General features: G+C 58.8%; 20 protein-coding genes. 11 read left to right on the top strand and 9 right to left on the bottom strand.

Features of this window, described 5'->3' with window-relative positions:
• Nucleotides 1-5 precede the first annotated feature (5 nt).
• Nucleotides 6-1,571: an aldehyde dehydrogenase (NADP(+)) gene (locus tag ACM6IQ_RS12805; protein WP_414878952.1), complete on the top strand. Its 1,566-nt coding sequence runs from the start codon at nt 6-8 to the stop codon at nt 1,569-1,571.
• A 20-nt stretch (nt 1,572-1,591) separates the two neighbouring features.
• On the opposite strand, the gene ACM6IQ_RS12800 is transcribed toward ACM6IQ_RS12805, so the two are convergent.
• The 4 genes from ACM6IQ_RS12800 to ACM6IQ_RS12785 all read right to left on the bottom strand — a co-directional run bounded on the left by ACM6IQ_RS12800 (nt 1,592) and on the right by ACM6IQ_RS12785 (nt 5,852).
• The gene (locus ACM6IQ_RS12800) at nt 1,592-2,590 is read right to left on the bottom strand and encodes a bile acid:sodium symporter family protein (protein ID WP_017338107.1); all 999 of its coding nucleotides are present in this window, start codon (nt 2,588-2,590) and stop codon (nt 1,592-1,594) included.
• A 266-nt stretch (nt 2,591-2,856) separates the two neighbouring features.
• The gene (locus tag ACM6IQ_RS12795) at nt 2,857-4,365 is read right to left on the bottom strand and encodes a tripartite tricarboxylate transporter permease (RefSeq protein WP_031318754.1); all 1,509 of its coding nucleotides are present in this window, start codon (nt 4,363-4,365) and stop codon (nt 2,857-2,859) included.
• Nucleotides 4,366-4,389: 24 nt separating this feature from the next.
• Nucleotides 4,390-4,884, bottom strand: coding sequence for a tripartite tricarboxylate transporter TctB family protein (locus ACM6IQ_RS12790; RefSeq protein WP_414878951.1), 495 nt, complete (start codon nt 4,882-4,884; stop codon nt 4,390-4,392).
• Nucleotides 4,881-5,852 (bottom strand): Bug family tripartite tricarboxylate transporter substrate binding protein, encoded by a 972-nt coding sequence (locus ACM6IQ_RS12785; protein ID WP_017338104.1) that lies wholly within the window; start codon nt 5,850-5,852, stop codon nt 4,881-4,883. The genes ACM6IQ_RS12790 and ACM6IQ_RS12785 overlap by 4 nt, the downstream gene beginning before the upstream one ends.
• A gap of 158 nt (nt 5,853-6,010) precedes the next feature.
• On the opposite strand from ACM6IQ_RS12785, the gene chrA reads away from it, so the two are divergent.
• The 3 genes from chrA to ACM6IQ_RS12770 all read left to right on the top strand — a co-directional run bounded on the left by chrA (nt 6,011) and on the right by ACM6IQ_RS12770 (nt 8,240).
• Complete coding sequence (gene chrA, locus ACM6IQ_RS12780; protein WP_414878950.1) at nt 6,011-7,216, top strand: chromate efflux transporter; 1,206 nt, start codon at nt 6,011-6,013, stop codon at nt 7,214-7,216.
• 161 nt (nt 7,217-7,377) lie between these two features.
• Entirely contained in the window at nt 7,378-7,728 is a 351-nt protein-coding gene (locus tag ACM6IQ_RS12775) for a DUF6152 family protein (protein ID WP_017338102.1), read from the top strand.
• Nucleotides 7,728-8,240, top strand: a complete 513-nt coding sequence (locus tag ACM6IQ_RS12770; RefSeq protein ID WP_414878949.1) for a DUF6644 family protein — start codon at nt 7,728-7,730, stop codon at nt 8,238-8,240. Before ACM6IQ_RS12775 ends, ACM6IQ_RS12770 begins: the two co-directional genes overlap by 1 nt.
• Nucleotides 8,241-8,315: 75 nt before the next feature.
• Here ACM6IQ_RS12770 and ACM6IQ_RS12765 read toward each other — a convergent pair whose 3' ends face one another.
• Nucleotides 8,316-8,537: a hypothetical protein gene (locus tag ACM6IQ_RS12765; RefSeq protein ID WP_017338100.1), complete on the bottom strand. Its 222-nt coding sequence runs from the start codon at nt 8,535-8,537 to the stop codon at nt 8,316-8,318.
• A 199-nt stretch (nt 8,538-8,736) separates the two neighbouring features.
• Between ACM6IQ_RS12765 and ACM6IQ_RS12760 the strand changes: the two genes are divergently transcribed.
• The 6 genes from ACM6IQ_RS12760 (at nt 8,737) to ACM6IQ_RS12735 (ending at nt 16,197) form a co-directional block, all read left to right on the top strand.
• Nucleotides 8,737-9,507 (top strand): alpha/beta hydrolase, encoded by a 771-nt coding sequence (locus ACM6IQ_RS12760; protein WP_414878948.1) that lies wholly within the window; start codon nt 8,737-8,739, stop codon nt 9,505-9,507.
• A 126-nt stretch (nt 9,508-9,633) separates the two neighbouring features.
• Nucleotides 9,634-9,894, top strand: coding sequence for a DUF2790 domain-containing protein (locus ACM6IQ_RS12755; RefSeq protein ID WP_414878947.1), 261 nt, complete (start codon nt 9,634-9,636; stop codon nt 9,892-9,894).
• A gap of 39 nt (nt 9,895-9,933) precedes the next feature.
• Entirely contained in the window at nt 9,934-10,605 is a 672-nt protein-coding gene (locus ACM6IQ_RS12750; RefSeq protein ID WP_017338097.1) for a heavy metal response regulator transcription factor, read from the top strand.
• Entirely contained in the window at nt 10,602-12,005 is a 1,404-nt protein-coding gene (locus ACM6IQ_RS12745) for a heavy metal sensor histidine kinase (RefSeq protein WP_414878946.1), read from the top strand. Before ACM6IQ_RS12750 ends, ACM6IQ_RS12745 begins: the two co-directional genes overlap by 4 nt.
• A gap of 505 nt (nt 12,006-12,510) precedes the next feature.
• Nucleotides 12,511-13,695 (top strand): acetyl-CoA C-acyltransferase family protein, encoded by a 1,185-nt coding sequence (locus tag ACM6IQ_RS12740; protein WP_414878945.1) that lies wholly within the window; start codon nt 12,511-12,513, stop codon nt 13,693-13,695.
• Between the two features lie 114 nt (nt 13,696-13,809).
• Nucleotides 13,810-16,197 (top strand): DUF3772 domain-containing protein, encoded by a 2,388-nt coding sequence (locus ACM6IQ_RS12735; protein WP_414878944.1) that lies wholly within the window; start codon nt 13,810-13,812, stop codon nt 16,195-16,197.
• 1 nt (nt 16,198) lies between these two features.
• On the opposite strand, the gene ACM6IQ_RS12730 is transcribed toward ACM6IQ_RS12735, so the two are convergent.
• The 4 genes from ACM6IQ_RS12730 to ACM6IQ_RS12715 all read right to left on the bottom strand — a co-directional run bounded on the left by ACM6IQ_RS12730 (nt 16,199) and on the right by ACM6IQ_RS12715 (nt 19,786).
• Nucleotides 16,199-17,689 carry an aldehyde dehydrogenase family protein gene (locus ACM6IQ_RS12730; RefSeq protein ID WP_414878943.1) on the bottom strand — a complete coding sequence of 497 codons (1,491 nt, stop codon included), beginning with the start codon at nt 17,687-17,689 and terminating at the stop codon, nt 16,199-16,201.
• 47 nt (nt 17,690-17,736) lie between these two features.
• A complete protein-coding gene (locus tag ACM6IQ_RS12725) occupies nt 17,737-18,126 on the bottom strand; it encodes a c-type cytochrome (protein ID WP_414878942.1) in 390 nt (129 codons plus the stop codon).
• A gap of 206 nt (nt 18,127-18,332) precedes the next feature.
• Complete coding sequence (locus tag ACM6IQ_RS12720; RefSeq protein ID WP_414878941.1) at nt 18,333-19,043, bottom strand: AAA family ATPase; 711 nt, start codon at nt 19,041-19,043, stop codon at nt 18,333-18,335.
• A complete protein-coding gene (locus ACM6IQ_RS12715) occupies nt 19,043-19,786 on the bottom strand; it encodes an ABC transporter permease (protein ID WP_414878940.1) in 744 nt (247 codons plus the stop codon). The genes ACM6IQ_RS12720 and ACM6IQ_RS12715 overlap by 1 nt, the downstream gene beginning before the upstream one ends.
• Before the next feature lie 1,254 nt (nt 19,787-21,040).
• Between ACM6IQ_RS12715 and ACM6IQ_RS12710 the strand changes: the two genes are divergently transcribed.
• Nucleotides 21,041-22,363: a hypothetical protein gene (locus ACM6IQ_RS12710; protein ID WP_414878939.1), complete on the top strand. Its 1,323-nt coding sequence runs from the start codon at nt 21,041-21,043 to the stop codon at nt 22,361-22,363.
• Nucleotides 22,364-22,412: the final 49 nt, after the last annotated feature.

Genomic DNA, 22,412 nt, shown 5'->3' with positions numbered 1-22,412 from the left:
CGCTGATGAAACTGACAGGAAACCTGCTGATCGGCGCCCACGATGTCCCTGCCACTGAAGGGACGATGAAAGCGCTCAACCCCGCCACCAACACGTTGATCGAACCGGATTTTGCGCTGGGTGGCGTGGCGCAAGTCCACCGGGCGGCAACGCTCGCCGACGAGGCATTCGACAGTTACAGCCACACCTCGCTCGCTGCGCGCGCGGCGTTTCTCGAAAGCATTGCCGACAATCTTGAAGCAGTCCGCGCAGAGTTAGGGGCCCGTGCCGCGCTTGAAACGGGCTTGCCGCAAGCGCAACTGGAAGGTGAGGCCACAAGGGCCGCCACACAGTTTCGCCAGTTCGCGGAGGTCGTGCGCAAAGGCCGCTTCCTGCAACTGGCCATCGATCCGGCGCAGCCTGATCGTCAGCCTCGCCCGCGCATGGACCATCGGTTGCAAAAAATCGCCATCGGCCCGGTGGCGATTTTCGGGGCGAGCAACTTTCCGATCGCCTATTCAGTGGCCGGTGGCGATACCGCGTCGGCATTGGCCGCTGGCGCGACCGTCATTCTGAAGGCGCACAACGCCCATCCGGGCGCTTCGGAAATCCAGGCGCGGGCTATCCAGAAGGCGGTGCAGGACCACGGGTTGCACGAGGGCGTTTTCTCGATGGTGCGCGGCATGGGCAACACGATCGGCGAAGCCCTGGTCGATCATCCGCTGGTCAAGGCCGTGACGTTTACCGGTTCGGAACAGGGCGGCATGGCGTTGTATCGCCGTGCGCAACTACGGCCCGACCCCATTCCGGTGTTCACCGAGATGACCAGCATCAATCCCACGTTCATCCTGCCCGCCGCACTGGCCGAGCGCGGTGCGCAGATCGGTGACGGCTTTATCGAGCGCATGCTGGTCAATGTCGGGCAAGCCTGCCTCAGGCCCGCCCTGCAGATCGCGATCAAAGGTGCGGGTCTTGAAGCACTGCGCGACGCCATGGTGAAACGCGTGGCCGAGGCCTCGGCGCGCACAATGCTGACGCCGGGGATCCATGCGTCCTACCTCAACGGTCTGGCCGCAATGGAGGACGCCGGTGCGCGCCGCGTCGCCGAAGGTTCGGCCCCCAGCGCAGACTTTGACGGCCAATCGGCGCTGCTGGAGGTCAACGGCCAACGCTTCCTGAGCGAAGCGGTACTTTCGCAGGAAGTCTTCGGTCCATCCGCGCTGCTGGTGACCGTCGAGGATGAAGCTGAACTGCTCGCCATTGCTCGCTCGCTCGAAGGCCAGCTCAGCGCCGCGCTGCACCTGGAAGAAAATGACTTGCCACTGGCCCGGCGCCTGCTGCCGGTGCTGGAACGCCGCACCGGGCGCATCGTTGTCAACGCGTTTGCCCATCCCCAGGAGGTGACGTACGCCACCGTCCACGGCGGCCCGTTCCCGGCCACTTCGGACAGCCGCTTCACCTCGGTGGGCATGACGTCGATCGAACGCTTCTTGCGCCCGGTGGCTTACCAGGGTTTTCCGGATGCGCTGTTGCCTGAGGCACTGCGTGATTTCAACCCGCTGAAGCTGCCTCGCCTTATCGACGGGCAATAGCTTGCAATCCAGCCCGGAAATCAAGGATCGACCTGGGCCATGAGTTCAGGAACCGTTTCCGGGCGATTGGCATAACGCTGCGCCAGCACCGCGCAGACCATCAACTGAATCTGATGGAACAGCATCAACGGCAGGATCAACACGCCTATGGTGCTGCCGGCGAACAACACCTGGGCCATCGGTACGCCGGTGGCCAGGCTCTTTTTCGAACCGCAGAACAGGATGGTGATGCGGTCTTCCTGATTGAAGCCGAAGGCTTTGCTCAGCACGGTGGACGCCAGTAATACCAGGCCCAGCACGATGCAGCAGACCACCACCAACCCGGCCAGCTCCCAGAGCGGAATCTGGTGCCAGATGCCTTCGATCACCGCCTCACTGAATGCACCGTAGACCACCAACAGGATCGAGCCTTGATCGACGAACTTGAGCCAGCTCTTGTTGCGCGCCACCCAGGCGCCGATCCAGCGTCGGGCGATCTGCCCGGCAATGAACGGCAGCAACAGTTGCACGCTGATCTTCAGAATCGCATCGAGCGTCGAACCGCCCTCGCCGTGCACATTCAGCAGCAACGTCACCAACAACGGCGTCAGGAGAATCCCGAACAGGCTGGAGGCCGCCGCGCTGCAAATGGCTGCCGGGATATTCCCGCGGGCCAGGGACGTGAAAGCAATCGCCGACTGCACTGTGGCGGGTAGCGCGCAGAGGTAGAGCATGCCCATGTACAGCTCGTCGCCGATCAGCGGCGAGAGCAAAGGTTTGAGCGCCAGGCCGATCAACGGAAACAGGATGAACGTCAGGCTGAACACCAGCAAATGCAGGCGCCAGTGGCCGGCACCGGCGATGATCGATTCACGCGACAGTTTGGCGCCATGCAGGAAAAACAACAGGGCAATGGCGAGGTTGGTCAGCCAGCCAAAACCGACCGCGACCTGGCCGCTGGCAGGCAGCAGGCTGGCGAGAACGACCACGCCGATGAGGGTCAGGGTGAAGTTGTCGGGCAAAAAACGGGGGCGAGTCATCGGTGGCATCCAGCGGTGGCGAGGAACGGTGCCCCGACTCTAACGCGCCAGCGGATTGCCGACTAACGCTAACAAGCCAGTAGATATCGGCAAAAGGACATAACCAGCGCTGAATGCAGCAAGTTGAAGCCGACCAGCATCGCGCGTCTGATTTCGCAAGCTTCGAACTACCAGGAACGCACTTTCAGCGGCGTTCCCCTCCATCGACCAGGACCGATCGGTGTTCGCCGGATTCGCACATGAATTCGTTAGCCTCTCTGACGTGCTCAATCATCTTCATGCAACTTGATGCCCCTCGCGTGCAGCAGATGCGGGACCAGCAGCACCAGCAACGTCAACGCCAGAAACGCAGCGGAAATCGGTTGCGTCAGAAACACCGTCCAGTCGCCCTCGCTGATCGATAACGCGTTACGCAGTTGTTTTTCCGCCATCGGCCCCAGCAGCATGCCCACGATCACCGGAGCGACAGGGAAGTCGAATCGGCGCATCAACACCCCGCCCCACCCGATCGCCAGCATCAGCAACAGGTCGAAAGATGAGTGACGCATGCCGTACACGCCGATGGTGGCGAACACCAGAATCCCGGCGTTCAGGTACGGCCTCGGGATTTGCAGAAGTTTGACCCACAACCCCACCAACGGCAGGTTCAGCACCAGCAGGATGACGTTGCCGATGTACAGCGAGGCCACCAGGGTCCAGACCAGTTCACCCGAGGTTTCAAACAGCAGCGGCCCCGGTTGCAGGTTGTAGTTCTGGAAGGCGGCCAACAGGATGGCTGCGGTGGCCGATGTCGGGATACCGAGGGTCAGCAACGGCACCAGCGAGCCGGTGGCGCTTGCGTTGTTCGCCGCTTCAGGGCCGGCAACACCCTCGATGGCGCCCTCGCCTTTGCTGGCAGCAAATTCTTTCGGGTATTTGCTGAGCTTGCGCTCGGTGGAATAGGACAGGAACGTCGGGATCTCCGCGCCACCGGCCGGGATCGACCCGAAGGGAAAACCGATCAACGTTCCCCGCAGCCACGCCGGAACCGAGCGCTTCCAGTCGGCGCGCGTCATCCACAAGGAGGACATGCGGTGTCGACCGGTTGCCTCTTCCTTCTGATACAGCAGGCTGTACAGCGCTTCGCCCACCGCAAACAACCCGACCGCCACCAGCACGACTTCGATGCCATCGACCAGCTCTGGAACGCCCAAGGTGTAGCGAGCGATACCGGAGGTCGAGTCCAGCCCGATCAATCCGACGGTCAAGCCAATCCCCAGGGATGCAAAGCCGCGCAACATGGACGCCCCGAGCACCGCAGACACCGTTGTGAACGACAGCACCAGAATCGCGAAATACTCCGCAGGCCCAAACTTCAGTGCCAGTTTTGCCACGATGGGCGCAAACAAAGTCAGCAGAACCGTGGCGATAGTACCCGCCACAAAAGAGCCGATGGCCGCCGTGGCCAAGGCTGGTCCCGCTCGACCATTTCGGGCCATGAGGTTGCCTTCCAGGGCCGTGACCATGGACGAGGATTCCCCGGGTGTATTAAGCAAAATGGACGTCGTGGAACCGCCGAACTGCGCGCCATAGTAAATGCCGGCGAACATGATCAGCGCGCCGGTGGGATCGACCTTCGCGGTGATCGGCAGCAGCAGCGCCACGGTCAGCGCCGGACCTATGCCCGGCAAGACGCCGATGGCGGTGCCGAGCAGGCAGCCAATGAACCCCCACATCAGATTGATCGGCGTCAGGGCCGAGGAAAAACCCATTGCCAGGCTTGCAAGAATGTCCACCCTGTTGATCTCCTGCGGCCCGAATCAGATCCAGGCGTTGACAAGCGGCGGAAGGGAAACCCCCAGCCCGGCATTGAACAGCCAGTAAATCGGTAGCGTCAGGGCTATGCCGATGGCGAGATCACGCAGCGGATGGCGACTGCCAAAGCCCCGCGCCGAGCAGGCGAACAACAGCGCGGCCGCCAGGACGAATCCGATCAGATTGATCAGCACGGCCACCCCCAACAACCCCCCCGTCACCCACGCCACACCGGCCTTGCCGCCAGGCAACACTTTGGCGGATTCGTCTTCGTGGTCCGCCAGTTCGCGAAAACCGCCGGTAAGGGCCTGATAGCTCAGTACCACGCCTACGCCCGCGAGGAATACCGCCACGGCATAGGGATAGACGTACGCGCCAAGAATGACGAACCCCATCTCGTCAGGGAAAAGAAAAGCGCCGTAGGCCAGCACGGCGCTGATGGCGATCACACCGACGCCAATCGCCAGTTGCACTGGCACGATTGCGCGCGAATGGCTCATGGTTTGACCAGCCCCACCTCGACCAGCATCGCCCGCAGCCGCACGTGCTCGGCGTCGACGAATTTACCGAACTCGTCACCGGTGAGGATGTTGGGCGACCATTTGTTGGTTTCAATATTGTCTTTCCAGACTTTGCTGTTGGCGGCGGCGACCACGGCGTCGGTCACTTCCTTGCGCTGCCCGGGTGTGAGATTCGCAGCACCGTAAACACCACGCCAGTTGCCGATGATCACGTCATACCCGCTTTCTTTAAGCGTTGGAGCATCGATGCCTGCCACGCGCTCCGGTGCACCGATGGCGAGCACACGGAACTGACCACTCCTGACGTACTGGCCCAGCTCGGCATAACCGCCGGTGATGACTTTGATCTGCCCTCCCAATGCCTGGGCAACCACTTCCCCTCCGCCCGCGAAGGCAACGTAATTGACCTTGTTGACCGGAACGCCCATTTTCGCGGCCAGTTCGGCAATGCCGATGTGATCGATCGACCCCTTGGAACCCCCGCCCCAGGAAATACTGGTCGGTTTGTCCTTGAAGGCTTTCAGCAGGTCCTCCAGGGTTTTGAATTCGGACTCCTTGCGCACCGCAATCACGTTGTATTCGGTAAACAGCCGTGCAATTGGCGTCACATCTTTCAAGGTAATCTGCGGTTTGTTCTGCTCGATGCCAGTCACCATGATCGCACCGACCACCAGCAGCGCATTCGGATCGCCTTTGGTGCTGTTGGCAAACTGCGCCAGCCCCAGCGTCCCCCCTGCACCCCCCTTGTTTTCGAAGGTGGCGGATTTGGCGGCGTTGGCTTCAATCAAGGCTTTGCCCAAGACGCGTGCGGTCTGGTCATAACCGCCGCCCACCGAACCGGGAGCCATGAACTTGACGGTATCCAGCGCAAATGCAGGCGTTGCAAGCACAGCGGTGCTGACGACAGCCGCGAGCAAAAGGGTGGATCGACGTAACAATGCAAACATGCGTTTTCTCCCGAGACTTTTGTTTTTATGGGGCACCGGTTGAACGTCGATCAGGGCAAATATCCCGATCAATGAACATCCATCTCAGGATAAGCGTAGGCCATGGTTAGAATGGCGGCATACAACACTGAATCACTTCATTTCAGGAAGACGCGTATATGGACGATCCCCGTGCCGATAGCCGCAGTAGCCCATGGTCGGTGTTCATCATTTTCCTGCGCCTCGGGCTGACCTCTTTCGGCGGCCCCATTGCGCATCTGGGCTATTTCCGGGATGAGTTCGTCACACGGCGTCGCTGGCTGTCGGAACACAGTTATGCCGATTTGGTAGCGCTGTGCCAATTCCTGCCAGGGCCGGCCAGCAGCCAGGTCGGCATTGCACTGGGCCTGTCTCGGGCGGGATATCGCGGGGCGCTCGCGGCGTGGGCCGGTTTTACGTTGCCGTCAGCCGTTGCCCTGATCCTGTTTGCACTAGGGCTTTCCCGGTACGGTGCACTCCTGTCGCCTGGCGCGCTGCACGGGCTCAAGGTGGTGGCTGTCGCGGTGGTTGCGCAAGCCGTATGGGGCATGGGGCGAAACCTGTGCACGGATGGGCTGCGCGTCACCTTCATGATGATTTCAGCCGGCGTTGTCCTGTTTGAACCGTCTGCCTGGGCGCAGGTCGGGGTGATAATCGCCGCCGGTGTCGCCGGCCTGCTGTTGTTCAAACCCGCACAGCGTGATGGGCACGATCCTTTGCCTATCTCCTTCAGCCGGCGCGCCGGGGCGATCTGGTTGTCGCTGTTCGTGGCACTGCTGATCGGCCTGCCGATCTTGAATCAACTTTTTCCAAGCCAAACCCTGGCCTTGGTGGATGCCTTCTACCGGGCCGGTTCACTGGTTTTCGGTGGCGGCCACGTCGTGCTGCCGCTGCTGCAAGCCGAGGTGGTGCCTTCGGGCTGGGTCAGCAATGAAGCGTTTCTCGCCGGGTATGGCGCCACGCAGGCCGTACCGGGCCCGCTGTTCACGTTCGCCGCGTTCCTCGGTGCATCCATGAACCTTGCGCCGTCGGGCTGGCTCGGCGGGTTGATCTGCCTGCTGGCGATCTTCGCGCCATCGTTCCTGTTGATCATGGGCGCTCTGCCGTTTTGGGAGCGGTTGCGTCGCAACGTCGGCGCGCAAGCCGCGTTGATCGGGGTGAATGCTGCCGTGGTCGGCTTGTTGCTGGCCGCGCTTTATCAACCGGTCTGGACGAGTGCGATTTTCACCGCACAAGACTTCGCTCTGGCGCTGGTCGCCCTTGTTGCGTTGATGTTCTGGAAGCTGCCACCGTGGCTGGTGGTGCTTGGCTGCGGGGTGGCGGGTTGGCTGTTGAGCGCCGGGTAATCAAAAACAGGGGAATAACCGGTTGATTTTCGCGCAGTTACTTTTTCAGAAACACTAATCCCCGAGCCCACGATTCATCACTGAAAACGGGCGAGCTATTCTAAAAACCAGCTGGACTTCGCGACTTGAGTTTATTGATGGCGTGCATCAGGAGACAGGTCATGAAAAGCATGCTCGGCGGCATTGGTTTGTCACTGATACTGGTGGCAACCGCAGCGTTCGCTCATCACGGCTGGAGTGAATACGACTCCGACAATCCCTTGCAGTTGAACGGCACGATCGAAGAATCGGGTTACTCCCATCCCCATGGATTCGTGCGCCTCAAAACACCGGACAAGACCTGGAACGTGGTATTGGCGCCGCCCTCGCGCATGGAAAACCGTGGTCTTTCCCGGGAGATGCTAAGCGTCGGCAGCACGGTCAGCGTGGTCGGCTACCAGAATCGCAACAAACCGGATGAACTGCGCGCCGAACGCATCACGGTCGGCGGCAAAACCACAGAGTTACGCTGATGCAAACCCTCAACACCGGCGTGGAAGCGGATGCGGACAGCTGGCTGGACTGGGTGGGTGACTCGCAACTGGGCGCCGCCATGCGCGGCGACCTGTGGCTGTATCCGATGGTGGAGGTGGTTCACATCATCGGGTTCGCCGTGTTGGTCGGCTCGGTCGTGATGTTTGATCTGAGGGTACTCGGGTTGTCGAAAAACATTGCCGTGACTGACCTTGCTCGGCACCTGTTGACCTGGTCAGTCGCTGCACTGCTGTTGATCGTGCCTGCGGGGCTGATGATGTTTTCAGCCCACCCACATGATTTCGCCTCCAACGGCGTTTTCATCCTCAAGCTTTGCCTGATTGCGACGGCCGGCCTCAATGCCGCGCTGTTCCACGTCGGCGTCTATCGGTCAGTCCATCAATGGAACACCGCCGTCGCCGCGCCCGGCATTGCTAAATGCCAGGCGCTGCTATCGATCGCGTTGTGGTTCACCGTGGTGTTGTGCGGTCGGTTGCTGGCCTACACCTGAAGATCCGGCCTGCGCGCTGGTTCTGCAATGGTTCGCACAGCAGGCCGAAACAGGCCATTGCGCGTTGATTGAACCCTACGTGCCTCTGCCCACCCCTTCTGTCGCACTGGAAAAAGCCACTCCGGCCTCGCGCACCAGGGTTCGCCATTCCGCGCTGCTGATCAGTCCTTGGCGCTCCATCTCATCGGCGGCCTTGAGCAACTCGTCGTACTGCTCCTCCACATCCATGCGAATTTCGGGTTGTGCGAGGAGTTTGTACCAGGCCGCCAGGGCATCTCGTCTCAGATCATCGGTCATGGTCTAACTCCCAAGAATTGTCTTCGTTTGGAAGTGTTCGAGCGGATGACCGTTCCGGGCTCCCGACATACGGCAGCTCTTGCATTACAAACTTGTCATCGACTTGTCAGCGTTGCCAGCACCCTCGCTTCCTACAGTGACGTCGTCAGTCACCCACACCGGGTGACGCCTCCCACTGAAGATGACAAGGGTCGATACCATGAAACCATTGAGCAAACTCTGCCTGATCGCCGCCAGCCTGTTGATGCTCGGCACCGGATCCGCCATGGCCAGCAACATCGCGCCGGTCAAGGCCAACAACGTCGTGCTGGTGCACGGCTCCTGGGCCGATGGCTCGAGCTGGGCGGACGTGATCTCCCGGTTGCAGGCCGCCGGACTGCACGTCACCGCCGTACAAAACCCGCTGACCTCGGTGGCCGACGACGTCGCCGCGACCCAGCGCGTACTCAATCAGCAAGACGGCCCGACGGTGCTGGTCGGCCACTCCTACGCCGGCACCGTGGTCAGTGAAGCCGGGGTCAATCCAAAGGTCAGTTCGCTGGTATACGTCGCCGCCCGCGCGCCGGACGCCGGGGAAGATTTCGTCGCGTTATCAGGTAAATACCCGACCATGCCCGTGCGCGCCGGCACCGAAGAACACGACGGTTTCGTCAGCCTGAAGCAGGACGCCTTCCTCAAGTACTTTGCCAGCGACGTGCCCCACGACAAGGCGATGCAACTGTTCGCCGTGCAGCAACCGATCGCCAAGACCCTGTTCACCGATCGCACCACCGCAGCCGCCTGGCACAGCAAACCGTCGTGGTACGCGGTCTCCAGCCTCGACCAGACCATCAATCCGGACCTCGAACGCTTCCTCGCCAAGCGCATGGGCGCGACCACCATCGAGCTGCCGTCGAGCCACTTGTCGCTGGTCTCCCACTCCAAAGAGATCGCCGACTTGATCCTCGAAGCCTCCGGCCGCCAGCCATAACGCCGAGGCCGCTTCATTACAGCTTTGTCATTGAACTGTTGGTCGGCTGTCCGGATCGCCTGGTTAACCTGAACTCACTGCCAGGCCACCCGCCGACAGCCAAAACCCCGAATAGAGAGACTTATCATGAAAATGTTTATCCTCGGTTTCGCCGCCCTCCTCGCCACCGGCTCGGCGTTTGCCGATACGCAGACAACCTCGGCGCCAGTGATCCATGACAAGACCGGTTTCTTCGTGCACATGGACGTTGATAAAGTCCTGTCCAGCACCGACATTTCGCAGCAGTGCGGCCTGATTCCGGCGCGGCTCGACTACCTGGACCACCAGGGTCGCGAGCATGTGCTGGATTACCAGGTCAACGGCAGCGGCTGCACCAATGATCATTGATCCGGCTACACTGGCGCCAATTGTCTGAGGCACACGCCCATGAACATCCTCGTAGTCGAAGACGAACCCAAAGCGGGTAATTACCTGCTCAACGGCCTGCAGGAGCTCGGTTACTCCGTCAGCCTGGCGCGGAACGGCGCCGACGGTTTGCACCTGGCCCTGGAGCACGACTTCGACGTCATTGTGCTGGACGTGATGATGCCGAAAATGGATGGCTGGGAAGTCCTGCGCCGCTTGCGCAAGGAAGCCGACACGCCGGTACTGTTTCTCACCGCCCGGGATGACATCGCCGACCGCATCAAGGGCCTGGAACTGGGCGCCGACGATTACCTGATCAAGCCTTTTTCCTTCGCCGAACTGGTGGCGCGCCTGCGCACCCTGACTCGCCGTGGTCCCACCCGCGAAGAAGAACAGTTGCAAGTGGACGACCTGCAAATCGACGTACTCAAGCGCCGCATCACTCGCGCGGGTGTGAAGATCACCCTGACCAACAAGGAATTCGCCCTGCTGCACCTGTTCGCCACGCACCAGGGCCAGGTCCTGTCGCGCTCGATGATCGCCTCACGGGTCTGGGACATGAATTTCGACAGCGACACCAACGTCGTCGACGTCGCCGTGCGCCGCCTGCGCCTGAAAATCGATGACCCGTTCCAGCTCAAGCTGATCCACAGCGTGCGCGGCATCGGCTACCGCTTTGATACACAGCCATGAGCCGCCTTCGCCATTCCCTGACATTGCGCCTGGCGCTGGTGTTTGCCTTGCTGGCGTTTGTCTCGCTGACCCTGTTGGGCGTGGCGCTTTACCGCGACCTGGAGCACGAGCTGATCCGTCGCGACGACGCCGCCCTGGTGAACCGCATCGATCAGTTGCGCACCTTCCTCAACGACAGCAATACGCTGGAGCTCATCAGGACCAAACCGGCGTTGTTCCAGAACATGCTGGGTAATCGCGAAGCCCTGTTGAGCATCGGCGCGCCGGGACAAAAACCCTTGCTGGTGGTCAATCCCGGCAACCTGGCCATGCCGTCGCTGGCGCCGGTGGCGATGGACCATCCGCTGAGCCTGGCCGACGTGCAGCACTACCCCGGCGTGGATGGCGTGCCTTTCGCGGCGTTGGCGGCGACCATCGATTCCGGCGACATGGGCAGCTTGCAAGTGGTCACCGGGCGCCTGATGACCGAGCGCACCGCCGTGCTCGCCCGCTACCGGCTCAATGTGTACCTCTTCGCCAGCGTGGCAGCGATTCTGCTGGCGCTGTCCGGTTACCTGCTGGTGCATCGCGGCCTGCTGCCCGTGCGGCGCCTGGCTCGGCACGCCCACGGTATCGGCGTCGGCAACCTCACCGAGCGCCTCGATGGCCAGGGCGCTCCGCGGGAACTGCTGCCGATGATCGAGGCGCTCAATGCCATGCTCGACCGTTTGGGCAAGGGCTTTGTGCAACTGGGTCAGGTGTCGACCGATATGGCTCATGAGCTGCGCACGCCGATCAACAATCTGCTCGGCGAAACCCAGGTCGCGCTGCAGCAGAACCGCAGCGTCGAAGCCTATCAACAACTGCTCGCCTCCAACGTCGAAGAGCTTGAGCGCCTGGCGCGGATGCTCGACAACATGCTGTTTCTGGCGCGCACTGACCCGGCCAGTGCCTTGAGCCAACGCCAGGAACTGGACGCCGCCGACGAAATGGAACGCATGGCCGACTACTTCGAAGGGCCGGCGGCAGACGTCGGGATCAGCATCGACGCCCAGGGCAGCGGCGTGATTTGGGCAGAGCCGATGCTGCTGCGCCGTGCGCTGGCCAACCTTTGCGCGAACGCCATCAAATATGGGGCGCCGCATTCCGAGCTGTTCATTCGCGCCACGCCTGCGGCTGACGGTATCCGGTTGATCGTGCGCAACCAGGGGCCGACCATTGCTGCCGAACACTTGCCCCGGTTGTTTGAACGCTTTTACCGGGTCGACGAATCCCGCGAGCGTTCGGCGCATTCCAATGGCTTGGGGTTGTCGATTGTGGCGACGATCATGCAATTGCATCACGGTAGGTACAGCGTCAGCAGCAGTGAGGGGGTGACGTGTTTTGAGTTGTTTTTTCCGGAACGGCGGGTGGGTGAGTGAGACGTTGGTAGAGGCACCGATGGAGGTCATCACAGGTTGACGGACAGGCTCGGGGCTTGAGGGGGCGACTGCCGCCAATGCAACCGAGGCGGCCTACCGGCCATGTGTACGCATTCTCCTGTGGGGGGCTGGCCTGCCAGCGATGGTCGTCAACGATGACGCGTGCTGTCTGAAGGATCGCGGTGTCTGGGCGTTCATCGCTGGCAGGCCAGCTCCCACAGGGGATTGATGGCGGACATGTCGTTGGTGTTCACCGCGATGACCTTCAGGCGGCAGGCCCACGGAGCAGGACCGCAGCAACGGATCTGTCCCCGGTCAACAACCCAAAGAATCCGAAACATCGCCCACCCCCTATAAGCCGATCTAAAACACCCTTCCTCTGAAATGGCAAAAAACACCACCCCCCTTGAGCACTTTCGACATAGGCCAACCACACTGCCGCCCCTAGACTCTTTCCCCCAATAAAAGCGCCAAACGCGCCCCCGACTGAACCAGGGAAACCCTCATGAACCCATCCGACATTTTCGTAATCAGTGCCGTCCGTTCCGCCATCGGCAGCTTCGGCGGCTCGCTCAAGGATGTGCCGCCGATTCAACTGGCGACCGACGTGTGCCGCGCCGCCATCGAGCGTTCGGGGCTGGCGCCTGAGCACATTGGCCATGCGGTGATGGGCCATGTGATTCCGACCGAAGCGCGTGACGCCTACATCTCCCGGGCGGTGGCGATGAATGCAGGCCTGCCGAAAGAGACGCCGGCCTTCAACGTCAACCGCCTGTGCGGTTCCGGTCTGCAGGCGATTGTCAGTGCCGCGCAAAGCCTGATGCTCGGTGATGCGGGCGCGGCGCTGGCCGGTGGCGTCGAGTCCATGAGCCGTGGTGCTTATCTGTTGCCGCAAGCGCGTTGGGGCGCGCGCATGGGCGACATGCAAGCCATCGATTACATGCTCGGCGTGCTGCAAGACCCGTTTGCCGGTTTCCACATGGGCATCACCGCGGAGAACATCGCCGAGCGCTACGGCATCACCCGCCAGGCTCAGGATGAACTGGCCATGCTCAGCCAGCAGCGCGCCGCACGGGCAATCGCCGAAGGCCGCTTCGACGGTCAGATCGTGCCGATCGAAGTGGCGTCGCGCAAAGGCACCGTGACCTTCGCGACCGACGAACACGTGCGCGCCGAGGTCAATGCCGAACAATTGGCCAAGATGAAGCCCGCCTTCAAAAAAGACGGCAGCGTCACCGCCGGCAACGCCTCCGGCCTGAATGACGGCGCGGGTGCGTTGATCATGGCCACCGGTGAAATGGTGCGCGCCCAAGGCCTCAAGCCGATGGCCCGGCTGGTGGGTTACGCCCATGCCGGGGTCGAGCCTGAACTGATGGGACTCGGTCCGATTCCCGCTACCCGTCTGGTGCTGAAAAAAGCTGGCCTGACCGTGGCCGACCTGGACGTCATCGAGTCGAATGAAGCCTTTGCCGCGCAAGCCTGCGCCGTGGCCCAGGAACTGGGTTTCGACCCGGAGAAGGTCAACCCCAACGGTTCGGGCATCTCGCTGGGCCACCCGGTGGGCGCCACCGGCGCGATTATCGCCACCAAAGCCATTCACGAACTGCACCGGGTCCAGGGCCGTTATGCCCTGGCGACCATGTGCATCGGCGGCGGCCAGGGCATCGCCGTGTTGTTCGAACGCATCTGACACGTCCGCTGCCCCTCGCCCAGCGGGGGGCAGGCGACCAAACTATTCCTCGAAGGTTTACCTGATGACCTAACCTCATAGGCTGAATGACTAACAATAGAGTCAGGCACTCCTATGCGTCATGCACTGAAAGCCATGATTTTCGTTGCTTTCACGCTTTTCGGGGCGGGACCCGGAATGCTGTCGGCGGCGGACCAACCCGAGATTTCAATGCCCAGGGCGGGCGCTGCGACCCTCACCGTTTCCCCAAGCGATCTCCAGACCCTGCAGGTTCGGCTCGACAACCTCAAACAGCAGATCTCGCTGGTCGATAACTTCAACCAGCTGGAAGGCCCGCAAGACCTGGTCCAGATGTTCATGCTGGATGTCGATCGCCTCACCGCCTCACTGCTTCCGCTACAAACCCAACTGCGTACACAACTGGGCGTGTTGGGGCCTGTCCCCCTCGACGAGGGTGCGGCCGAACAATCCGATATCACCGCGCAGCGAACAGCGCTCACCGAACAAAAAAACAAAGTCGACGCCACCCTGAAAACCCTGGCCACTCTGAAAACCAGTGCCTCCGACCTCATTACCCAGATCGCCGGCATCCGTCGCAACATGCTGGAAAGCGAACTGACCCTGAGCACCCGCAGCATCCTTAACCCCGACTTCTGGTCGCCGGTCCTGGCCCCTTCGCTGGACGATCGACTGCGCGCCAAAACGTTCTTCGACCAGGCGACAGCGGTCACCCGAGCCGCGTGGCAACCGGGCCTGCGCCTCACAACCAGCGCGCTGCTGTTGCTGGCCCTGCTCATCTGGACGCTGGGTCGCCGGCTCGCCGAACGCGGGCTGACCTGGCTGTGCATTCACCGGATGCCGGAAGGACGCCTGCGCCGAAGTTCCCTCGCGCTGGCCTCTGTACTGGCCACCGTATTGACCGTCGGGGTCGCCCTGCAACTGCTGTTTTATACCTTCACACGCCAGACTCCGCTGACGCCGATGCTGACCACATTTTCCCAGGAGTTCGAAAAAGTCGCCTACACCTGCGTCCTGATCACCTCGCTGAGTCGCGCCCTGTTATCCACGAAGCACCCGTCCTGGCGACTTCCGGCGCTCGCCGACCCGGTGGCGCTGTCACTGGAACCTTATCCCCGAGCGCTGGCCGTGGTGCTGTTGGTGCTGATGACAATGAACCAGATCATCAACGCAACCGGAATGAGCAGCGAAGTGGTGATCGCCGGTCGAGGCATCATCGCGCTGGTGATTTGTTTTGTACTGCTGGACATGTTGTTGCGCACCGGCAAGGTCCGAAGGGCCGTCGTGCTCGCGGGAGAGGCCCCCGAGGCAGGCAGGACGGTGGCTGGCGTGCTTTACACAATCGCCAGCCTCTCGATGGGGATAACACTGTTATCTCTGTTGACAGGGTATGTGTCCCTGGCCCGGTTCATCACGTATGAACTGGTCTGGGGCTTCCTCGTGCTCTGCGGCTTTTATGTGCTGATGCAATGCTTCAAGGATGCCTGCGAATACCTGTTCTCGGTCAAAAGTTCCAGCGGCAAGTCGCTGAAACAACTGCTGGGCATTGAAGATCGGCGCCTGGAACAGATTTCGACCATCCTGTCAGGGGTCGGCCGCGCCGGTCTGTTGCTGCTGGCGATCGTCATCCTGTTTGTAGGGGGGGTCGGCACGACCCTGGGGCAATTGCTCGACAACGTCTTTTCCATCCTTGGCGGGGCCGGGTTGCGCAAGCTGAACATCATCCCGGGGCACTTGCTCAATGCCGCACTGGCCTTGTTGATCGGCATTTACCTGATACGCACGCTGGGCCGCTGGCTGGACAAGGAGTTTCTGCCAAAGACCGAAATGGACCCGGGCATGCGCGCTTCGATCACCACACTGTTCGCCAATATCGGCTATGCGTTGGTGATCCTGATGGCGCTGTCATCATTGGGTGTGCAGTGGACCAACCTGGCCTGGATCGTCAGTGCGTTGTCGGTAGGGATTGGCTTTGGCTTGCAGGAGATCGTCAAGAATTTCGTGTCCGGCCTGATCCTGCTGACCGAACGCCCGGTGAAGGTCGGCGACCTGATCAGCATCAGCGGGGTCGAAGGCGACATCCGCCGGATCAACGTGCGGGCCACCGAAATCCAGCTCAGTGACCGCTCGATTGTCATCGTGCCCAATTCGCAGCTGATCTCGCAAAACCTGCGCAACGTAACCCTGGGCGGTAGCGCCCAAGGGGTGGCGACACTGGAACTCACCTTCCCCCTGGACATCGACCCCGAACAGGTGAAAGACCTGCTCTACAACACCTACTGCGAGCACGAAACCATTCTCGACAAACCGGCACCGATGGTGCGCTTCAGCAAACTGACGCCCGAAGGCATCACCCTGACCGTCACCGGCTATGTCGGCAGCCCGCGCATTGTCGGCGTGACCAAGAGCGACCTGCTGTTCGAGATTCTCAAGCGCCTGGGTGCCGCGGGCATCGAACTGGCGAAGCCGGCACCCGCGGTGTGAATCAGTGGGCAATGCACACTGATTTCAGCTCGGTGTACGCTTCGATCACTGCACGCCCGAACTCGCGGCCCATGCCGGATTGCTTGACGCCACCGAACGGCATCGCCGGGTCGAGCAACACGTGGGCATTGACCCAGACAGTGCCGGCTTCGATGCGCGGCACCAGGTTCATGGCTTTGCCGAGGTCATTGGTCCACAGGCTGGCCGCCAGGCCGTAGCGGTTATCGTTGGCCAGGGCGATCACGGCGTCTTCATCGTCAAACGGCATCACCCCCAACACCGGACCGAACACTTCTTCGCGGGCGACCGTCATGCTGTGGTCGATGTCCGCCAGTATCGTCGGCTGCACATAGAAGCCCTCGCCTTCCAGCAACTCGCCACCGGACACCACGCGCGCACCTTCCCGGCGAGCCAGTTCGATGTGTTTGAGTACGCCTTGTTGCTGCTTGCGCGACACCAGCGGGTTGATCGCCGCTTCGCAGTTCATGCCCGCACCGATTGGCATGGCCGAGACCGCTGCCGCGAGGCCTTCGACGAATCTGTCGTGGATCGAGCGATGCACATAAAAGCGCGAAGCTGCCGCACAGACCTGGCCGTTGTTCAGCAGACCGCCGAGGATCGCGCCCTGAATGGCTTTGTCGATATCGGCATCGGCCAGCACGATCATCGGGTTTTTACCGCCGAGCTCCAGCGAGAAACGCGTCATGTGTGCCATGCACGCCACGCCGACACTTTTGCCGACAGCGGTCGAGCCAGTGAACGACACCTTGCTCACCAACGGATGCGCCGTCAGCACGCCGCCGACATTAGCGCCACCGCCGGTGACAACGTTGAACACGCCCGCCGGAATGCCGGCCTCCAGCGCCAGTTCGGCCAGGCGCATGGCGGTCAGCGGGGTTTCCATCGCCGGTTTGATGATCACCGTGCAACCGGTAGCCAGCGCGGGCATCAACTTCCAGGCCGCAATCAACAACGGGAAGTTCCACGGCACAATCCCGACCACCACACCCACCGGCTCACGCTTGGTGAACGCGGTGAATTTCGCCCCTGGCGGCAGCGGAATCGACACGTCAAAGGTCTGCCCTTCGATCTTGGTCGCCCAGCCGGACATGTAGCGCATGAACTCCACGGTGGCGTTCAGATCCAGCGCGCGCGCCATGTTGATCGATTTGCCCTGGCTCAGGGTTTCCAGCTGCGCCAGCTCTTCGGCATGCGCCTCAACCAGTGCGGTGAAGTTCAGCAGAATGCGTTCACGGTCTGCCGGACGCAGCCCCGACCACACGCCGGATTTGAAGGCTTTATGGGACGACTGCACGGCTTGCTCGACCACTTCCAGCGGCGCGTCAAGGGTTTCGCACAGGGTTTTGCCGGTGGCCGGGTTGACCACGGCAATGCTCGGCCCTTCGGCAAACACCCACTGGCCGTCAATGAAACAGCCATGGCGGCGGTCAAGAAATGCAGCAACCTGCGGCAGGATTTCAACGTTGCTCATAAATCACCTTTGGTTTAGACGCATTGTTCAGCCGGATAACGGGCTGATTACTGTTGTTCTTTGAGGAAGCACACGACCGCCTGGCGATCGTCCGCCGATGCCAGGCCCATGTAAGGCATGTAGGTCCCCGGCACGAATGCCTGGGGTTGGGTGATGAGTTGCGCGATGTTCTCGGCCTGCCAGTCGATGTCCTTGTTGCGCATGGCCTGGGAATAGTTGAAGCCTTCCAGCGAGCCGGACTTGCGCCCGACCACACCCGCCAGGTTCGGTCCCATCATGCCTGTCATGCCCTTGGCCACTGAGTGGCAGACCGCGCACTCATTGGCGAAGACCTGGGCGCCACGGCCCTGATCCGGGGCGCAGTCGGCGGCATACGTGGTGTCAGCCAGGACGATAGAGAGCAGACCGATAAGAGGTAGTCGCAGGGAGGTAAACATAGGAAAACGACCTTGAAAAATCTGCGCATTCGCCAAATACGAACGCCAACACTAAAAACCGGGACAGGAACATCCCGGTTGGTTGAAAAGATTGTCTATGGTCGGCGTCACGCAGGTATTGCCCTGCGTGCCAGATGTTTTGGCTGTTCTGCCAAATCGCTTTAAAGTCTCGCTGGAATGCTGGAAAGGGATAAATCGGCTGATCTTTAGACGGATTCAGCTGCTGCGTGGATAAAGGCTTGGTCCAACGAAGTTGCGTTATAACGACTCATGAAATCCTCACCTGAACAGAATGGTTTAAATTGTTTCTGACTGATCATGTAAAAACTGTCACAGTGACTCGCAACCTCTTCGATATTATGCGACGACATTAAAATCGCCGCCCCTTCACTTGCAGCCCCACGTAGACACTTCCAAATATAATGCCTGAACTCCGGATCCACGCCAGCGGTTGGCTCATCCAATACAACAAGATCCGCTTCCACGGCCAACAGTGAAAGAGTAAAGAACCACCGTTTCTCACCGTAACTACATACAGCAGATTTTTTATTCCAAATCTCTTTAAAGCGCTCCACTATTTCGGGACTCCAAGAAGCTAGCTTTCCTAGCGCTTGCTCTTGCGATACAGGCCTGGCAGAACTGAGTAACGCTGTCATCTTGAAAATATCAAACATCCGCAGCACAGGTGGAGTAACTACTGTTTGCGAAAGATAAAGTTGACTAGAGAAGCCATTATTAAACTCACTCTTATCTACCCTCTTCAGACCACAAACAATATCAAAAAAAGTGGTTTTCCCAGATCCATTTGGACCCAGCAAGCCGGTAATCACCCCCGGCAAAACATTCATAGAAGCATCCTTGAATATCACTTTATCAGAATAACTAAAACACAGTAATTTCGCTTCCAGAGCGTTCATTAATAACGACTCCATACTGGATTAATCCTCAAACAATGCAGCGAGAGCAAAAAAGCCAACACAAATGCCACCAACAGACAACACACAAAAATCAAGTGACACTCAACCCCTTCAGTCATAATTTTGTTAGCGACAAATAGTGGATTTACAACATTAAGAGCTTCAACAATCGGGTGTGTACTACGAATACTAACCACACCCAAAACAAGCATTACAAACGAAGCAATCGAAAAGACAGTACCCGCATTCTGGAAATTTATAGGCAATAAACTCAATAGAATCCCGAGCACGCTAAACAGCACGTAGCACAAGAAAAAACGAAAAACAATTGACAAAAGTCCAGGAACATCAGAAGAACCGATAGAAAAATAAATCAACGCATAAAAGACACTACAATAAATGATAGCGATCAAGGAATAAGATAAAAATTGCGCCAACATAAATACTAGTTTTGCTTCAAACGTATATATGAAGGACCTGATAAAACCACTTTCCCTCCTCCCAACTATGTAAAAAGAAAAACCAAACAGAGCTACACTCGAAGAAATATACGCATAAAACCAGGAAGTACGTTCCCAGTAACCCACCCCTGAATCAATAACACCTCCTCGCAAATAGGCCAACAAATAATATGTCGTTGCTGGAGAAACAATCATCCAAAAAAGCGCAACAGGCTCCTTCAATTGTTCTTTTACAAATAAAAGCATCAACATTACAGATCTTTTTATTATAGAAGATGACATCTTTAATCTCCTAAGGAAATGGAATCATTACTCTTTTTCGACCAGCCAATATCGAATCGAAAAACCTGCGGGAATATCTATTTTTGATATTTATATTCTTTGAGTTGTTCATATGAAGAAAAAAATCTGGAGAAAAAAATTTGCAGAAATGATACTGAGAGCTTTCCATGTTGATAGTTTCAGTGTAAAGATAACCGTCGATTTCTTGAGCGCTCAGCACAGTCAAAAGCCCGTCCAAACTAAAATCAAATGTTGGTTTCCTTGGGGCGCGACCACTGATATTTATCGAAGTTGTCTCTCGAAACGTCTCATACTTATTACAACCAATAAAATATCGTAAATACGAGTCTTCAACCTCCTCAACACCACCTTCCGTAGCAGCGAACAAATCCAAGAACCTATATGTTTGCCAAAGCTCATATATCGATTTCTCTAATGCCGACGCTAATGACCCTGCGTATGCCATTCCAGCACAATAATGCACATTCCGGCTTTCATCAGCCTGACCGTAAACTGTCAACAAACATGAACCCGGATAGTCGCAATCCGATATATCTAACACAGCCAATTCCCTGACTTAACAAGATTTTCATTATTTTTCACTCGCTATTTTAGGAAGTGCCTCCAGATGCTGGCGGCGCTTTATATTTATTCATTTTTTGGCCAGACAGCAAGGAGAGATTTTTTTGCATGTAGGACACTTCTCACGAGCCCCTAGGAAAGTTCTCGCAAAAAATAGAGAAGCCAATTCTATTCAACTAATGTTTAAGTTCAAACGAATTTATAACACCACTTTATAAGCTATTAAAAACCCTCGATTTACCCATCATAGATATTGGCGAAAACGGAGTAATATTCGACTCGGGTATCTGTAGGAGCGTCGTAAGAAGTTTCCGCATTTTTCAAAACACCTGCTGATTACTCGAGTTTTTTTCAAAAAAAAAACGACAAACGGTAGCGATAACCAGAGTAGTTATTATTGATAGCCGGGTGATTGTGATGCTTGGTTCGCCGCGCAATTTTGGGCTCGCCACTTAAGTCGGAGGTCATGGCTCACGCTCTGTGTGGATACCTTTGGCAACTCCACTCGAGGGTGTAAACAAACGTGAAACAGCCTGTCAGGTGCCCCCTTCCTAAAATCTGGCATGCACAACCAACTAATTGGCAACCACACAAAAGGCCGGAAAAGTTCCGCGCCTTAGTATCGAAAAAGACCGCAAACCTGCGCTCAAGAACAAGAACGGATGCCACACCATGCTCAAGTCCCCCTTGCTTCGTCTCTCTACGCTTGCTCTGATGATCAGTGCTGGCCATGCCAGCGCGTATGAACTCTACGCCGATGACGACAGTCACCTGAACGCCACGCTGGAAGCGGTATTCGGTATTTTTCACAGTCAGGAAAACTACGCGCTGTCCGGCCGTCTCGATCAGGGTTCTTCTTCGTGGCGCGAAGGCTACGTCAAATATGGCCTGAGCTTCGACAAGGGCCTGGCCGGTGTGGGCACCGCGTACGGCGCGGCCAATATGCTCAGCTCCGGCACCTGGGGCGACGGCGATGCCGCGGGTTTCACCGACGGTTCGGAACGCACCACCAAATTCGAAGACGCCTACCTCGGTTGGCGTTCAGGCAAGCTGTTCGACGTGTTGGGTGAGGATGGCGTCGACCTGTCCTTCGGCCGTCAGAACATCGTGGTCGGTGATGGCTTCCTGATTAATGGTGACGCGCTCAACCTGGGCAACGGCCTGGCCGACGGCGAATTCAACCGCGGAGGCGCTTACTGGCTGGCGGCGCGCAAGGCGTTCGACGAGACGGCCGTGTTGCGCATTGGAGGCAAGGAAGGTTGGCGTGGCGACCTGATGTGGCTGAAATCGGACAACCGCGCCCAAGCCATGACCGAGATGTATGTCGGCACCCTGGAACACGTGTCCGATGTCGGCACCGTCGGTTTGACTTACATCGACACCACCGATATCGACGAACAGTACGCCTCGCCGATTCAACTCGAACGCGACGGCATGAAAACCTACAGCCTGCGCGCTACCGGCAATGCCGGGGTCAAGGACCTGTTCCTTTCCGGCGAATACGCCAAACAGGACAAGCCTCACACCTCGACCGAAGACGCCTGGTACCTGGAAGCCGGCTGGACCTTTTCCGACGTGGCCTGGTCGCCGTATGTCAGCTACCGCTACAGCCGTTTCTCGGAAGGCTACGACACGCTGTTCTACGGTTTCAGCCGTGGTTTCGGCACCTGGTTCCAGGGCGAAGTGGCGGGCAACTACACGGGTCCGTTCAACGCCAACTCGCGGATCCAGAACGTCAAGTTCTCTGTCTCGCCACTGGAGAACCTGACGGTTGGCGCCCTGTACTTCAACTTCGACACCATCGACCGCAACCTCGGCAATACCGATGGCCACGAGGTTGATCTGTACGCCGAATGGCACGTCAACGAGCACCTGAGCGTGATGCCGCTGATCGGTCTGTTCCAGCCGGACAAGAGCGCCGATCAGGGCGGCACGCAGTTGGGCAACAACGACAGGAACCTCTACAGCCAGGTGATTTTCGCCACCACTTTCTAAGCCAGACCGGGGCGGTGGCGCATCCGCTGCCCCGATGGAAAAAGGCCTT

Origin of the sequence: Pseudomonas sp. IT-P100 (assembly GCF_949767185.1) — a bacterium.
In the GTDB taxonomy this organism is placed as follows: Bacteria; Pseudomonadota; Gammaproteobacteria; order Pseudomonadales; family Pseudomonadaceae; genus Aquipseudomonas; species Aquipseudomonas fluorescens_B.
The sequence above is the reverse complement of the archived record's forward strand: the minus strand, read 5'-3'. Positions and strand labels throughout refer to the sequence as shown.

Coding starts and splice junctions, on each gene's coding strand:
- ACM6IQ_RS12805 (WP_414878952.1), top strand. CDS start 6: ATGAAACTGACAGGAAACCTGCTGATCGGCGCCCACGATGTCCCTGCC.
- ACM6IQ_RS12800 (WP_017338107.1), bottom strand. CDS start 2,590: ATGACTCGCCCCCGTTTTTTGCCCGACAACTTCACCCTGACCCTCATC.
- ACM6IQ_RS12790 (WP_414878951.1), bottom strand. CDS start 4,884: ATGAGCCATTCGCGCGCAATCGTGCCAGTGCAACTGGCGATTGGCGTC.
- ACM6IQ_RS12785 (WP_017338104.1), bottom strand. CDS start 5,852: ATGTTTGCATTGTTACGTCGATCCACCCTTTTGCTCGCGGCTGTCGTC.
- chrA (WP_414878950.1), top strand. CDS start 6,011: ATGGACGATCCCCGTGCCGATAGCCGCAGTAGCCCATGGTCGGTGTTC.
- ACM6IQ_RS12775 (WP_017338102.1), top strand. CDS start 7,378: ATGAAAAGCATGCTCGGCGGCATTGGTTTGTCACTGATACTGGTGGCA.
- ACM6IQ_RS12770 (WP_414878949.1), top strand. CDS start 7,728: ATGCAAACCCTCAACACCGGCGTGGAAGCGGATGCGGACAGCTGGCTG.
- ACM6IQ_RS12765 (WP_017338100.1), bottom strand. CDS start 8,537: ATGACCGATGATCTGAGACGAGATGCCCTGGCGGCCTGGTACAAACTC.
- ACM6IQ_RS12760 (WP_414878948.1), top strand. CDS start 8,737: ATGAAACCATTGAGCAAACTCTGCCTGATCGCCGCCAGCCTGTTGATG.
- ACM6IQ_RS12755 (WP_414878947.1), top strand. CDS start 9,634: ATGAAAATGTTTATCCTCGGTTTCGCCGCCCTCCTCGCCACCGGCTCG.
- ACM6IQ_RS12750 (WP_017338097.1), top strand. CDS start 9,934: ATGAACATCCTCGTAGTCGAAGACGAACCCAAAGCGGGTAATTACCTG.
- ACM6IQ_RS12745 (WP_414878946.1), top strand. CDS start 10,602: ATGAGCCGCCTTCGCCATTCCCTGACATTGCGCCTGGCGCTGGTGTTT.
- ACM6IQ_RS12740 (WP_414878945.1), top strand. CDS start 12,511: ATGAACCCATCCGACATTTTCGTAATCAGTGCCGTCCGTTCCGCCATC.
- ACM6IQ_RS12735 (WP_414878944.1), top strand. CDS start 13,810: ATGCGTCATGCACTGAAAGCCATGATTTTCGTTGCTTTCACGCTTTTC.
- ACM6IQ_RS12730 (WP_414878943.1), bottom strand. CDS start 17,689: ATGAGCAACGTTGAAATCCTGCCGCAGGTTGCTGCATTTCTTGACCGC.
- ACM6IQ_RS12725 (WP_414878942.1), bottom strand. CDS start 18,126: ATGTTTACCTCCCTGCGACTACCTCTTATCGGTCTGCTCTCTATCGTC.
- ACM6IQ_RS12720 (WP_414878941.1), bottom strand. CDS start 19,043: ATGAACGCTCTGGAAGCGAAATTACTGTGTTTTAGTTATTCTGATAAA.
- ACM6IQ_RS12715 (WP_414878940.1), bottom strand. CDS start 19,786: ATGTCATCTTCTATAATAAAAAGATCTGTAATGTTGATGCTTTTATTT.
- ACM6IQ_RS12710 (WP_414878939.1), top strand. CDS start 21,041: ATGCTCAAGTCCCCCTTGCTTCGTCTCTCTACGCTTGCTCTGATGATC.